The sequence below is a fragment of the Kitasatospora sp. CB02891 genome, assembly GCF_002803145.1.
Classification (GTDB): Bacteria; Actinomycetota; Actinomycetes; order Streptomycetales; family Streptomycetaceae; genus Kitasatospora; species Kitasatospora griseola.
Map to the genome: position 1 here is coordinate 1 of NZ_NNBO01000008.1, position 13,316 is coordinate 13,316.

Consider the following 13,316-nt stretch of genomic DNA (forward strand, 5'->3'; position numbering starts at 1 on the left):
GGCACGGGGCCGCCGCCCGGGGGCAGCAGGTCGTTCGGCGGGGGCGGCGGCGGAGCGGTCGGACCGGACCGGCCGAGCCCGACGGGCACGGGGCCGCCGCCCGGGGGCAGCAGGTCGTTCGGCGGGGGCGGCGGCGGAGCGGTCGGGCCGGACCGGCCGAGCTGCACCCCCTGCGCGGGCGTGCCGGGCGCACCGGGCAGCCCCATCAGCCCGGGCGGGCCGTCGGTGGCCAGCATGGTCGGCGCGTAGTCGATCGACGGCGCGGGCGCGTCCGGCGGAACGGGCGTGCCGGGGACCGGAGTCGACGGAGCGCCCACCGGGAACGGCGGCGTCGCCCCGACCGGCGCGGGCATCGGCGGCGGCACCGGCATCCCGGACACCGGGCCGGGCGGCGGCACCGGCACCCCGGGCACGGGGGTCGACGAGCCGCCCACCGGGAACGGCGGCGGCACGGGCGTGCCGGGGGCGGGCGTACCGGCCGGCGGGAAGTGGTCGGGACCCTCCCCCGGGCCGGCGGCAGCCGCCATCGGCGCGGGCGGCACCGGCGGCGCGGACAGCTGCGCGGCCTCGGCGGCCACCGCGGCGGCGCCCGCGTCCTGAAGCCACTGCGGTGGGCTGAGCAGGAAGGACGTCGCCTCGACCGCCCCGCGCACCGGCTTGGCGGCACCGGCCGGGTTGGGCTCGGCGGGCGTCCCGTACAGCTCCTCGAACTGCCGGACCACCTCGTTGATCGGCAGCGGCGGCCAGAGCATGCTGACGCCGCTGTCGCGGGCGATCACCAGCCGCGGCGAGCTGCCGGTCCCACCGGCGTGCTCGCTGCCGTCCACCGCCCAACAGACGTAACCGAGGTCGAACTCCCGGACCCGCACCTCGCGTTGGAGCGAGCGCGGCACACCGGCGTTGATCCAGTCCTCGGCGGTCTCCTGCGCCTGCGCGTACGTGGTCACCACGTCTCGTCCCACCCCTGTCGTTCGGTCAGTTCACCGGGACGGCGCGCGCGAAGCCGCCGTCCACCATGAGTTCGGCGACGGTCTCCAGCTCCGGGGGGCTGCCCGCGAGCCGCAGCAGGAAGGCGTCGAAGCTGTCGCCGCAGGGCAGCAGCAGCCGGGCCACCCGCTGCTCCGGGGACTCGTCCGCGCCCTCGTCGCGGGCGTCGTCGTAGGGCAGGAACCAGACCGAACCGGTCTGCTCGCCGCGGACCTTGAGGGCGAGCAGGCCGCCCTGCTGGTAGGCGACCGCCAGGTAGTCCTTGGTCAGGTGGTCGCGCAGGCACTTGTTGGCGTACACCAGGTCCTGGACGCCGTACTCCTCGCTGAGGGTGAGGAACGGCTGGTCGACCAGCAGGCCGAGGTCGACGTCCAGCGCGGCGCCGACCGGGCCGCGGCCGCCGGCCAGCTTCAGGAAGTCGCGGTACACCGGCGGCAGCGGGTGGCCCAGGCGCTGCTCGGCGCGCTGCACCAGGTCCTCGGTGACGACCAGCGGGTCGCCGCCGTCCTTCGCCAGCGGAAAGTGCACGGCGCGGCGCTCCTGGAGCGGGCGGGTGCCGCGCCGGGTGTGGTCGGCGGTGGAGATCGCCAGGCCGCCGTGGTGCCGCAGCAGCGCCTTCACCTCGACCGGGACCAGCTCCATCCGCCGCCAGCCCGCGGGGGCGCGGCCGACCACGTGGTGCCACGTCCAGCCGGGCGGGGTGGCGACGGCGGTGTCCAGGTCGGCCCACAGCTCGTGGCCCCGGGTGTAGAGCGCGGCGTTCGCCGACACGTAGTCGGTGAGCCGCAGCTCGTCCACGCCGAAGCCCTCCGGCGGGTCGGCGACCTCGGCGGCGGCGGCCGCGTACGGCGAGAAGTCCGGGTACCCGTGCTCGTCGACCCGCACGCCCCCGGGGTGCCGCTCGGCCCGGACCGGGTCCGGGAACTGCACCACCTGGCCCGCGTAGGCCGCGTTGGGCACGGCGGCGGTGCCGGGCCGACCTGTCGTCATCTGGGGTCCCCCACAGCAGAAGCCGAAATCCTCGGAGACCAGGGTAGGGCAACGACCGTCCGCGTTCGGGGTCACGGGGGTACCCGACCGAAGCCCGCCCGGCCGGGTACCGACGCCACGTCAGCGACGGCGCACCGCGGCGGCCAACGTCTCCGCCACCCGCACCTGCTGCCCCTCGGTGAGCTGCGGGAACATCGGCAGCGTGAGCAGCTGCCCGGCGGCCCGCTCGGTGACCGGGAACGCGCCCTCGCGGTACCCCAGCTGCCGGAACGCCGGCTGCAGGTGCACCGGCACCGGGTAGTGCACGCCCACTCCGATCCCGGCCTGCTGCAACTCCGCGAGCACCCCGTCCCGGTCCCGCTCGATCCGCACCGCGTACAGGTGCCAGACGTGCTCGTTGCCGGGCAGCGTCCGCGGCAACGCGACCCCCTCCAGCCCGCCCAACAGCTTGTCGTACCGCTCGGCGGCCGTCCGCCGGGCCTCGTTCCACGCCGGCAGCCGCCGCAACTTGCTGCGCAGCACCACCGCCTGCAGGGTGTCCATCCGCGAGTTGAACCCGAACCGCTCGTGCACGTACTTCCGCGCCGAGCCGTGGTCCCCGATCAGCCGCACCGCCTCGGCGAGCTCGACCTCGTCCGTCACCACCGCGCCGGCGTCCCCGTACGCGCCCAGGTTCTTCCCCGGGTAGAAACTCGTCGCCGAGATCCGCCCCCAGCTCCCCGACGCCCGCCCGTGCCGCGCCGCCCCCTGCGACTGCGCCCCGTCCTCCACCACCGGAAGCCCGTCCGCGACCTCCAGCACCCGCTCCATCGGCGCGAGTTGACCGTTCAGGTGCACCGGCATCACCGCGACGGCCCCCCGCACCCGCTCGGCTGCCTGCTCGACGTCGATCAGCAGGTGCTCCTCGTCCACGTCCACCAGCACCGGCGTCAGCCCCGCCCGCACCACCGCCTCCGCCGTCGCCACGAACGTGTTCGCCGGCAGCACCACCCCGCCCCCGGGCTCCAACTCCAGCGCCCGCAGCGCAAGTTCGAGCGCATCCGTCCCGTTCGCCGTCCCCACGGCATGCCCGACCCCGCAGAACCCCGCGAACTCCCGCTCGAATGCGGCCACCTCGGGCCCCTTGATGTAGGCCCCACTCGCCAGCACCGCATCGAAGCCCGCACGGACCTCGTCGGCGATCTCGGCGTGGGAGGCGTGCAGATCGACCAGGGGAATGTCGTTCACTGGGTTCACCACCAGGGGCTCGGGGGACACCCCCAGCCCGCCGGGGCTGGGGGAGAACTGCGAGAAGCCGGCGGACCGATGTCGGAAGATCGCGCCGGAGAGGACGACTTGCACGTGCGGGCGCCGCGAGCGGTCAGAGCGCTCCCTTCAGCGCGGCGACGACCCGCTCCTGCTGCTCCGCCGTCAACGAGTGGAACAGCGGCAGGATCAACGTCCGCGAGGTCAGCAGTTCCGTGACGGGCAACGGCGCCCTCGCCGCCCCCTTGTACGGCGCCTCCAGATGCGCGGCCATGATCCCCCGCCGCGCCGAGACCCCCTCCGCCGCCATCGCAGCCAGCACCTGCCCCCGGTCCGGCGCCTCGTCCGGCAGCAGCAGCCACAGCGACTGGAAGTTGGACGTGCCGTACGTCGGCTCGGCCACCAGCCGCCCTGCGAGCTCCGCCCCCAGCAACTCCCGGTACCCAGCGGCGAGTTCGCGCCGTCGAGCGACCATCGCCGGAAGCTTCCCGAGCTGCACCAGCCCGATCGCCGCCTGGACGTCGGTCATCCGGTGGTTGAAGCCGATCTCGTCGTACGTCTCCAGCACGGCCGCCCCGCCCGTCCCGGCGTGCCGGTCCGCGGCCGAGACGCTCATGCCGTGCTCCCGCAACCGCCGCAGTCGGGCCGCGAGTTCGCCGTCCTGGCAGGTGACCATGCCGCCCTCGCCGGTGGTGAGCAGCTTGCGCGGGTGGAAGGAGAACGCGGCGAGGTCCGCGTCCGCCCCGGCCGGGCGGCCGCGGCGGACGGAGCCCGCGGCGCACGCGGCGTCCTCGATCACCGCGATGCCGCGCGGCCGGGCCAGCTCCTCGATGGCGTCCAGGTCGACGGGGACGCCGCCCTGGTCGACGGCGATCACCGCACGGGTGCGGCCGGTGAGCAGCGGGGCGACGGTCTCGGGGGTGAGGTTGCCGGTGGCCGGGTCGACGTCCGCGAAGACGGGGGTCGCGCCGACGTAGGTGACGGCGTTGGCGGTGGCGATGAAGGACAGCGACGGGACGACGACCTCGTCGCCGGGACCGAGGCCGGCGCCCACCAGCGCCAGGTGCAGGGCGGTGGTGCAGGAGGAGACCGCGACGGCGTGCGGCACGCCCACGGCCGCGGCGAACGCCCGCTCGAACTCGGCGACGCGAGGGCCCTGCGCGACCCAGCCCGAGCGGACGGCTTCGGCGGCGGCCCGGGCTTCTTCCTCGCCGAGCCACGGGATCATGACGGGGATGGTGGACATCGGGTTGCTCCTTCGCTGGATCGCGCCCACGGTCAGGTCACTCGCTCGGCGGCGAGCTTTCCGGCAGGTTCCTTCCGCTCCGCGCCCCCGCTGTCTCGCCCTGCCACCAGCCGACCAGCCTCCGCAGCCCGTCCGTCAGCCCCAGCTCCGGCTTCCAGCCGAGATCGCGTTCGGCGGCGGAGATGTCCGCGAGCCGCCGGACCACGCCGCCGGCGGTGTCGCGGGCGGGCCCGTGCTCGACGTGGAGGCTCGACTCCATGGCCTCCAGCAGCGCGTCCGCGAGGCCGCGCAGGGAGACTTCGGTGCCGGAGGCGATGTTGTAGACCCGGTCGGTGACGGGGGCGGTGGCGGCGAGCAGGTTGGCGCGGGCGATGTCCTCGGTGTAGACGAAGTCCATGGTCTGGGCGCCGTCGCCGAAGATCAGCGGCGGCTGTCCGGCGGCGATGCGTTCCATCCAGCGGATGAAGACCTCGGTGTAGCGGCCGTGCACGTCCATCCGGGGGCCGTACACGTTGAAGTACCGCAGGGCGACGTAGTCCAGGCCGTACATGGCGTGGAAGCTGCGCAGCAGGCCTTCGTTGAAGACCTTGGCGGCCCCGTACAGGGTGTCGTTGTGGTACGGGTGCTGGCTCTCCGGCGTCGGGAAGACGTCGGCCAGGCCGTAGACGGACGCGGTGGAGGAGGCGACGACCTTGCGGACGCCGGTCTCGGCCGCGGCCTCCACCACGTCGAAGGTCCCGTCCACCATGATCTCCAGTGCGAGCCGGGGTTCGGCCGCGCACTGGGTGATCCGGATCGCGGCGAGGTGGAACAGCGCGTCGGTGCCGGGGGCGAGGAGTTCGCGCAGCAGGGCGCGGTCGCGGATGTCGCCGTCCACCACGATCAGTTGGCCGGGGGCGGCGAGTTCGCGGGCGCGGGCCAGGTTCTCGGTGCGGCCGCGGACGAAGTTGTCGAGCACCACGACCTCGCGGGCGCCGGCCTCGATCAGTTGGTCGACGACGGTGGAGCCGATGGTTCCGGCGCCGCCGGTGACCAGGCAGCGGGATCCTTCGAGCGGAACGGCGGCGTTCATCGGACTGCGGCCCTCTCCTGGGCGAAATCGGTGACGGGGACGGGGACGGTCGCGCCGCCGAGTTCGAGGCTGAGGGAGGCGGCGTGCAGCAGGCGCAGCACGCGCAGGCCGGCCCGGCCGTCGGTGAGCGGGCGGCGGCCCTCGTCGATGGCGGCGGCGAACTCGGTCATCACGTTGCGCAGGGCTTCCTGTTCGACCAGGGCGGGGGCGACCATGTCGCCGACCCGGTAGGAGATCAGGGCGCGGTGCCGGATGGCGTCGGTGAGTTCGTCGGGCGGGGTGAGGTCGACGCCGCGGTCGTGGATCGCCAGGCGGGCCTGCGGGTTGAGGTCGTCCCAGACCAGGGTGCGGCGGGAGCCGCCGATCAGGGTGGTGCGGACCTTGGTCGGGGAGAGCCAGTTGACGTGGCAGTGGGCGAGCGCGCCGTTGGACAGGCGCAGCGTCAGGTAGGCGACGCAGGCGCGGCCCGCGCCGATCGGGTCGGCGGCCTGGGCGCTGACGCCGACGGGTTCGACGCCGGGCGGCAGGACGAAGTCGAGGATGGACAGGTCGTGCGGGGCGAGGTCCCACAGCACGTCGACGTCCGGTTGGACGAGTCCGAGGTTGATCCGGACCGAGTCGAAGAACTGGACGTCGCCGATCTCGCCCGCGTGGACCAGTTCGCGGATGCGGCGCACCACGGGGGTGTAGCAGAAGGTGTGGTCGCACATCAGGACCAGGCCGCGCTCCTCGGCGAGGGCCACCAGGTCGGCGGCCTCCTCGACGGTGGTGGTGATCGGCTTCTCCACCAGGACGTGCTTGCCGGCCTCCAGGGCGGCCCGGGCCAGGCGGTGGTGGGCGGCGGCGGGGGTGGCGATGGCGACGGCCTGCACCCGGTCGTCGGCCAGCACCTGTTCGAAGGAGGTGGTGGCGGCGACGGTGGAGTACTCGCCGAGGACCTTGCGGGAGCGCTGTTCGTCCAGGTCGCACAGCCAGTGCAGGTGCAGGGCGGCGGTCTGTTGGGCGTTGCGGACCAGGTTCGGACCCCAGTAGCCGGCTCCGACGACGGCCAGTCCGATCCGCCGGTCGGGTGCTCGGTCGGTGCTGCCCGGTGTGGGCACGTGTTCCCCAGGCGCCTCGTGCGCCACGACGTTCGACCCCATTGCAAGACCCCCCTTGCCGCCGCGTCGCTCGAACGGTACCGGCCCGGCCGGGCCCGTCGAGGCACAATCGGAAAAACCGGTGAACGCCACCAGGGGCGTGCGGTACGGCAGTTCGGCCCTCCGTACACCCCAGTGCGCCCCCGTGTCGCACCCCGGCGCGGCGAATGACGGATCGGTTTGGCAGGCTGGACGCTTCGGGGTGAGGATTCACCGTCCGTCAGCAGACCCCCGGCAGCGGAGAACTGCCGGTGCGCCGCACAACGTCGAGGAGCAGTCATGGAACGGTCGGGCCCGCCGCCCGTGTTGCGTCACCAGCGCGACAGCCTGCTGCCCGCGGTGGCCGCGGCACTGATGCTGCGCGGCGGCGAGGTGCACACGCTCGCCGGGGAGAAGTCCGACCTGGCGCCGATGCTGCACCCGCTGGTCGGCGAGTTCCTGGCCGCGCTGCCGGTCGACAAGCGCGAGCGCTTCCTCGGCCGCTGCCCGGAGCCGGCGCTGCTGTCGCAGTACCTGGGGCAGGTCGACGGGTCCCGCTCGAAGCGGGCCTCGCGCAAGCCGATGACGGTGCAGGAGGCCCGCAAGGCACTGAAGGGGGCCCGGATGACCACGGTGCGGATCCGCGAGGAGGGCGATCCCGCGCACGGCACGCACGCGCCGCCGTGCCGTTCCTGCGCTCCGCTGCTGGATCATCTGAACGTGACCGTCGTCGCGGTCGCGCCGCCCGGCCGCTGAACCCGCCCCTCGTCCCCGTCCCCGAACCACCGGAGCACGTCCTGAACGCCAGCACCGTCCGCACCCAGCCCCGTTTCCCGGCCGACGTGGCCGCCGCCCTCAAGCAGGCCGGCTGGCACCCGGGCCGGTGGGAGATCCGTCAGGCCGAGCAGTGGGCCGATGCGATGGTCGCGCACGGCGGTCCGCAGGACCCGCAGCACTCGGTGTTCCCCGCCGCGATCGAGGCCTGGGCCGAGTTCGGCGGCCTGGCCTTCGACGTCCCGGGCCCCGGCCGCACCCTGGCCCGGACCCCGTTCCTGCTCGACCCGCGCTGCGGCCTGCACGCCGCGCGCACCTTCGTCGACCTCGGCCGCGCCCTGGACACCCGGCTCGCCCCGCTCGGCGAGGAGCTGTACGGGCAGGCCCTGCTGGCCATCGACGAGCAGGGCCGGGTCTACAGCCTCGACCACACCGGCGAGTGGTTCCTCGGCCACAGCGTCGACCAGGCGCTGGCCACCCTGGTGCTCGGCCTGGCCCCGCACCGGCTGCGCACCGCCGAGAGCTGACGCCAGGTCAGTTCAGCGGCTCGACGGCCAGCCGCAGCCGGGACGGCAGCACCGCCTCGACCCGGAAGCCGCCGTCGTCCTCCGGCCCGGCGTGGAACATCCCGCCCAGCGCCAGCACCCGCTCGCGCATCCCGACCAGCCCGTTGCCGCCGCTCGGCAGCGCCACCGGCACGGCCGCACCACCGGGGCAGTCGTTGGTCACCGACACCCGCACCCCGTTCGGCACGTACGCCAGCAGCACCGCCACCCGCGCCCCGCCCGCGTACTTGTGGGCGTTCGTCAGCCCCTCCTGCACCACCCGGAACGCGGTCTGCTCGGCCTCCGCGACGTACACCAGGTGCTCGCCGCTGACGGTCAGCGAGACCGCCATGCCGGCCGCCCGGGACTGCTCCACCAGCTCCGGCAGCTCCCCGAGGCCGCCGACCGGCGCCTCCACCTGGTCCTGCGCTTCGGTCATCCGCAGCACCCCGAGGATCTCCCGCAGCTCGTCCAGCGCCTGCCGGCCGACCTCGCCGATCAGGTTCGCCGACTGCTGGGCCTTCGCCGGGTCCTTCGGAATGATCCGTTCCACCGCCGCCGCGTGCACCACCATCAGGCTGACCCGGTGCGCGACCACGTCGTGCATCTCCCGGGCGATCAGCGTCCGCTCCTCGACCCGGGCCCGCCAGGCCCGCTCCCGGGCCTGCTCGGCGAGCAGCGTCAACTCCGTCTCCAGGCCCTCCGCGCGGTCCCGCAACGACACCACCAGGCGGCGCCGCGCCCCCATGTACAGGCCGGTCACCACCGGGGCGACCGCCATGCCCACCGCCACGAACGCGGACACGATCACCAGCACCCACCCCGGCGGCAGCGGCTCCCGCGGCGGCGACGGGTTCGGCGCGAACATCGCCAGCACCACCATGCCGAACGTCTCCGCCGCGGCGACCGTCGACAGCACGATCACCCGGGCCCGCCGGGACGGCCACTCCCAGGTCGCCGCCAGCGTGTACAGCGACACCACCAGCAGCACCACGCCGAAGAACCCCGGCACGAACACCAGCGCCACCACCACCGGCAGCACCGGCCACCGGCGCCGCACCAGCAGCGAGAGGCCGGCGAGCGCGCCGAGCACCACCCCGGCCACGGCTGCCCCGAGGCCCAGGTCCAACCGCACCCGGACCAGCCCGTACGCCCCGGCCGCACACTCCGTCGCCGCCGCCAGCGCCAACGCCACGTCCAACGCCGCGCTGCGCCTCCGCGCCCACCACCACAGGCCGTCCCCCGCCGGCTTCTTACTCATGGGAACACCATACGCAGTGCGGGATGCCGCACAGGGGCTCGTGGGGGCACCTGCTCCCGCTCCGTGTCCGCCATCCGGCCACCTCTCCGTTCTGGCACCGGGTGCCACCTATGCTGTTGCCCGTCGGACAGCGCGGTCCGCACCCGTCACCCGCACTGCGGTGATGGCAGAGCCGTTGCCGAACACCCCACCACCACAGGGAGCCAGCCGTGACCGCTCCGGTCCCCACTTCGGCGGACAACCCATCCCCGATCGCCGACCCGGCAGACAATGCCGCGCTGCGTGCGGACATCCGCCGCCTCGGCGACCTGCTCGGAGAGACTCTCGTGCGTCAGGAGGGCCCGGAACTGCTGGGCCTGGTCGAACAGGTGCGCCTGCTGAGCCGGACGGACGGCGAGGCGACGGCCCAGTTGCTGGCGTCGATCGATCTGGACACCGCCGCGAAGCTGGTGCGCGCGTTCTCGACCTACTTCCATCTCGCGAACGTCACCGAACAGGTGCACCGCGGCCGGGAGTTCGCGTCGCGTCGGGCCCGCGAGGGCTCGGTGCTGGCGCAGACCGTCGACCAGTTGCAGGAGGCGGACCCGAAGCACCTGTCGGACACGCTGGCGAACCTCGCGGTGCGTCCGGTGTTCACCGCGCACCCGACCGAGGCGGCGCGTCGCAGTGTGCTGAACAAGCTGCGCCGGGTCGGCGAGCTGCTGGAGCGGATCCACCGCGAGCAGGCGGCGACCGGCCAGGTGGATTCGGCGCGGCAGACGTCGGCGCGCCGGCAGGCGGACCGCCGCCTCGCCGAGGTGATCGATCTGCTGTGGCAGACCGACGAGTTGCGGATCGCCCGCCCGGAGCCGACCGACGAGGCCCGCAACGCCGTCTACTACCTGGACGAGCTGTACCGCGAGGCGGTGCCGGCCGTGCTGGAGGAGCTGCACGAGGAGCTCGCCCGGATCGGGCTGACGCTGCCGGAGGGGGTGCGCCCGCTGACCTTCGGCACCTGGATCGGCGGCGACCGCGACGGCAACCCGAACGTCACCCCGCAGGTCACCTGGGACGTGCTGAACCTCCAGCACGAGTACGGCATCAAGGACGCGCTGGCGGCGATCGACGACCTGCGGGCGTCGCTGTCGACGTCGGTGCGGCTGGCGGGCGCGTCGGCGGAGCTGCTGGCCTCGCTGGAGGCCGATCTGACGCACCTTCCGGAGCTGAGCCCGCGGTACAAGCGGATGAACGCCGAGGAGCCGTACCGGCTGAAGGCCACCTGCATCCGGATCAAGCTGGAGAACACCCGTGACCGGCTGGCCGCCGGCACGCCGCACGTGGTCGGCCGCGACTACGTCGGCACCCGGGACCTGATCGCCGACCTGAAGCGGATCCAGGACTCGCTGCGCGCCCACCGCGGCGGCCTGATCGCGGACGGCCGCCTGGCCCGCGCGATCCGCACCATCGAGGCGTTCGGCCTGCAGCTGGCCACCATGGACGTCCGGGAGCACGCCGAGGCGCACCACCACGCGCTGGGCCAGCTGTTCGACCGGCTCGGCGAGGAGGCGTGGCGCTACACCGACATGCCGCGCGAGTACCGCCAGCGCCTGCTGTCGAAGGAGATGCGCTCGCGCCGTCCGCTGGCCCCGACCCCGGCGCCGCTGGACCCGGCGGGCGCCAAGACGCTGGGCGTGTTCAGCACCATCCGGCAGGGCTTCGAGCGGTTCGGCGACGAGATCGTCGAGTCGTACATCATCTCGATGTGCCAGGGCGCGGACGACGTGTTCGCGGCCGTGGTGCTGGCCCGCGAGGCGGGGCTGATCGACCTGCACGCGGGGATCGCCAAGATCGGCATCGTGCCGCTGCTGGAGACCACCGACGAACTCCAGCAGGCCGACCGGATCCTGGAGGAGATGCTGGCCGACCCGTCGTACCGGCTGCTGGTGTCGCTGCGCGGCGACGTCCAGGAGGTCATGCTCGGCTACTCGGACTCGTCGAAGTTCGGCGGCATCACCACCTCGCAGTGGGAGATCCACCGGGCCCAGCGCCGGCTGCGCGACGTCGCGCACCGGTACGGGATCCGGCTGCGGCTGTTCCACGGCCGCGGCGGCACCGTGGGCCGCGGCGGCGGCCCCTCGCACGAGGCGATCCTCGCCCAGCCGTGGGGCACCCTGGAGGGCGAGATCAAGGTCACCGAGCAGGGCGAGGTGATCTCCGACAAGTACCTGCTGCCGTCGCTGGCCCGGGAGAACCTGGAGCTGACCCTCTCCGCCACGCTGGCCGCGTCCGCGCTGCACACCGCGCCGCGGCAGGCCCCGGAGGAGCTGGCCCGCTGGGACGCGGCGATGGACCGGGTCTCGGAGGCCGCGCACACCGCGTACCGCGGGCTGGTGGAGCAGGAGGACCTGCCGAAGTACTTCTTCGCCTCCACCCCGGTCGACCAGCTGGCCTCGCTGCACCTGGGCTCCCGCCCGTCCCGGCGCCCCGACAGCGGCGCGGGCCTGGACGGCCTGCGGGCCATCCCGTGGGTGTTCGGCTGGACCCAGTCCCGGCAGATCGTCCCCGGCTGGTACGGCGTCGGCTCCGGCCTGGCGGCGGCCCGCGCGGCGGGCCTGTCGGACGTGCTCGACGAGATGCACGGGAACTGGCACTTCTTCCGCAACTTCCTGTCCAACGTCGCCATGACGCTGGCCAAGACCGACCTGCGGATCGCCCGCCACTACGTCGAGCAGCTGGTGCCGGGCGAGCTGCGGCACGTGTTCGACCAGATCGTCGCCGAGCACGACCTGACGATGCGTGAGGTGCTGCGGCTGACCGGCGAGTCGGAGCTGCTGGAGCACAACGAGGTCCTGAAGCAGACGTTCACCGTCCGCGACGCCTACCTCGACCCGATCTCCTACCTGCAGGTGGCGCTGCTGCGCCGCCAGCGCGAGGAGGTGGCGCTCGGCCGCCCCGAGGACCCGCTGCGGGCCCGCGCCCTGCTGCTGACCGTCAACGGCATCGCGGCCGGCCTGCGCAACACCGGCTGACCGGCCGGGCCCGGACGCACGACGAGGTCCGCTCCGCGGGGGGGGGAATCCCCGGCGGGGCGGACCTCGTCCGTACGGTGCCCGGAAGGGCGTCAGGCCTTCTTGCGCTTGCGCAGCCAGGTCGCCGCGCCGCCTGCCACCACCACCAGGCCGCCGCCGACGGCGTACACGCCGGCCGAGCCGACGGAGCCGGTGGGCGGGGCGAGCTTGGCGGCGGCCGGCTCGGGGGTGACGGAGCCGACGGGTTCGGCGGCCAGCGCCGGCGAGGCGGCGAACCCCCCGGCGGCCAGGCACAGCACGGTGCCACCGACGACCTTGCCCACGCGCTTCGAGCGGATCACGCTCCATACCCCCAGTGACGGCACTTCAACCCTTGTGGATCGGGACCGACGGTATCCGATTCCGCGCGGGTTCTGACCATCAGTCAGCTTCCACGAGGCAAGCGTTGTATGAATGTTGTGTACGGAGGGTGGTCGAAGCAGGTCAGGCGTTGTAGTTCTGCTGGGCGCGTTCCAGGCCGTCGGCGAGCAGCGCCTCGACGGCGTCCGCGGAGCGGTCGACGAACCAGTCGAGGTCCTTGCGCTCGGTGGACGAGAAGTCCTTGAGCACGAAGTCGGCGACCTCCATCCGGCCGGGCGGGCGGCCGATGCCGCAGCGCACCCGGTGGTAGTCGGGGCCGAGCGACTTGGTGATCGACTTCAGGCCGTTGTGGCCGTTGTCGCCGCCGCCGAGCTTGAGCCGCAGCGCCGCGTAGTCCAGGTCGAGCTCGTCGTGGACGGCGACGATCGCGGAGGCGGGCACCTTGTAGAAGTCGCGCAGCGCGGTGACCGGACCGCCGGAGAGGTTCATGAAGCTCATCGGCTTGGCCAGGATCGCCCGCTTGCCGGAGAGCCGCCCCTCGGCGACCTGGGCGCGGCTCTTGTGCGCCTTGAACTTGGCGCCCATCCGCTGGGCCAGCAGGTCGACCACCATGAAGCCGATGTTGTGCCGGTTGCGGGCGTAGCCGTCGCCGGGGTTGCCGAGGCCCACCACCAGCCAGGGGCCGTCGTACTCGCTCATGCCGCTCCTCA

At 73.7% G+C, this 13,316-nt stretch carries 11 protein-coding genes and 1 pseudogene; 3 read left to right on the top strand and 9 right to left on the bottom strand.

Features of this window, described 5'->3' with window-relative positions; genetic code table 11:
- The 6 genes and pseudogenes from CG736_RS18725 to CG736_RS18755 form a co-directional block, all read right to left on the bottom strand.
- Nucleotides 1-950, bottom strand: a pseudogene (locus CG736_RS18725) (hypothetical protein); the annotation flags it as partial.
- Between the two features lie 25 nt (nucleotides 951-975).
- Entirely contained in the window at nucleotides 976-1,977 is a 1,002-nt protein-coding gene (locus CG736_RS18735; protein ID WP_100587354.1) for an SMI1/KNR4 family protein, read from the bottom strand.
- 120 nt (nucleotides 1,978-2,097) lie between these two features.
- Entirely contained in the window at nucleotides 2,098-3,204 is a 1,107-nt protein-coding gene (locus CG736_RS18740) for a DegT/DnrJ/EryC1/StrS aminotransferase family protein (protein WP_100587620.1), read from the bottom strand.
- 133 nt (nucleotides 3,205-3,337) lie between these two features.
- Entirely contained in the window at nucleotides 3,338-4,468 is a 1,131-nt protein-coding gene (locus tag CG736_RS18745) for a DegT/DnrJ/EryC1/StrS aminotransferase family protein (protein ID WP_100587355.1), read from the bottom strand.
- A gap of 37 nt (nucleotides 4,469-4,505) precedes the next feature.
- A complete protein-coding gene (locus tag CG736_RS18750) occupies nucleotides 4,506-5,540 on the bottom strand; it encodes an NAD-dependent epimerase/dehydratase family protein (protein ID WP_100587356.1) in 1,035 nt (344 codons plus the stop codon).
- Nucleotides 5,537-6,640 carry a Gfo/Idh/MocA family protein gene (locus tag CG736_RS18755; protein ID WP_100587357.1) on the bottom strand — a complete coding sequence of 368 codons (1,104 nt, stop codon included), beginning with the start codon at nucleotides 6,638-6,640 and terminating at the stop codon, nucleotides 5,537-5,539. The genes CG736_RS18750 and CG736_RS18755 overlap by 4 nt, the downstream gene beginning before the upstream one ends.
- A 318-nt stretch (nucleotides 6,641-6,958) precedes the next feature.
- Between CG736_RS18755 and CG736_RS18760 the strand changes: the two genes are divergently transcribed.
- The gene (locus tag CG736_RS18760; RefSeq protein ID WP_100587358.1) at nucleotides 6,959-7,414 is read left to right on the top strand and encodes a YwqJ-related putative deaminase; all 456 of its coding nucleotides are present in this window, start codon (nucleotides 6,959-6,961) and stop codon (nucleotides 7,412-7,414) included.
- A gap of 86 nt (nucleotides 7,415-7,500) precedes the next feature.
- Entirely contained in the window at nucleotides 7,501-7,959 is a 459-nt protein-coding gene (locus CG736_RS18765; RefSeq protein ID WP_100587359.1) for an SUKH-3 domain-containing protein, read from the top strand.
- Nucleotides 7,960-7,966: 7 nt separating this feature from the next.
- Here the strand turns inward: CG736_RS18765 and CG736_RS18770 are convergent, their stop codons facing one another.
- A complete protein-coding gene (locus CG736_RS18770) occupies nucleotides 7,967-9,238 on the bottom strand; it encodes a sensor histidine kinase (RefSeq protein WP_100587360.1) in 1,272 nt (423 codons plus the stop codon).
- Between the two features lie 209 nt (nucleotides 9,239-9,447).
- Here CG736_RS18770 and ppc point away from each other — a divergent pair, with 209 nt between their 5' ends.
- On the top strand, nucleotides 9,448-12,246 hold the full coding sequence (ppc, locus tag CG736_RS18775) for a phosphoenolpyruvate carboxylase (protein ID WP_198520548.1): 2,799 nt from the start codon (nucleotides 9,448-9,450) through the stop codon (nucleotides 12,244-12,246).
- Between the two features lie 92 nt (nucleotides 12,247-12,338).
- On the opposite strand, the gene CG736_RS18780 is transcribed toward ppc, so the two are convergent.
- Nucleotides 12,339-12,587 (bottom strand): hypothetical protein, encoded by a 249-nt coding sequence (locus CG736_RS18780; RefSeq protein WP_043915756.1) that lies wholly within the window; start codon nucleotides 12,585-12,587, stop codon nucleotides 12,339-12,341.
- A 142-nt stretch (nucleotides 12,588-12,729) separates the two neighbouring features.
- Nucleotides 12,730-13,305, bottom strand: coding sequence for an aminoacyl-tRNA hydrolase (pth, locus tag CG736_RS18785; protein ID WP_043915755.1), 576 nt, complete (start codon nucleotides 13,303-13,305; stop codon nucleotides 12,730-12,732).
- Nucleotides 13,306-13,316: the final 11 nt, after the last annotated feature.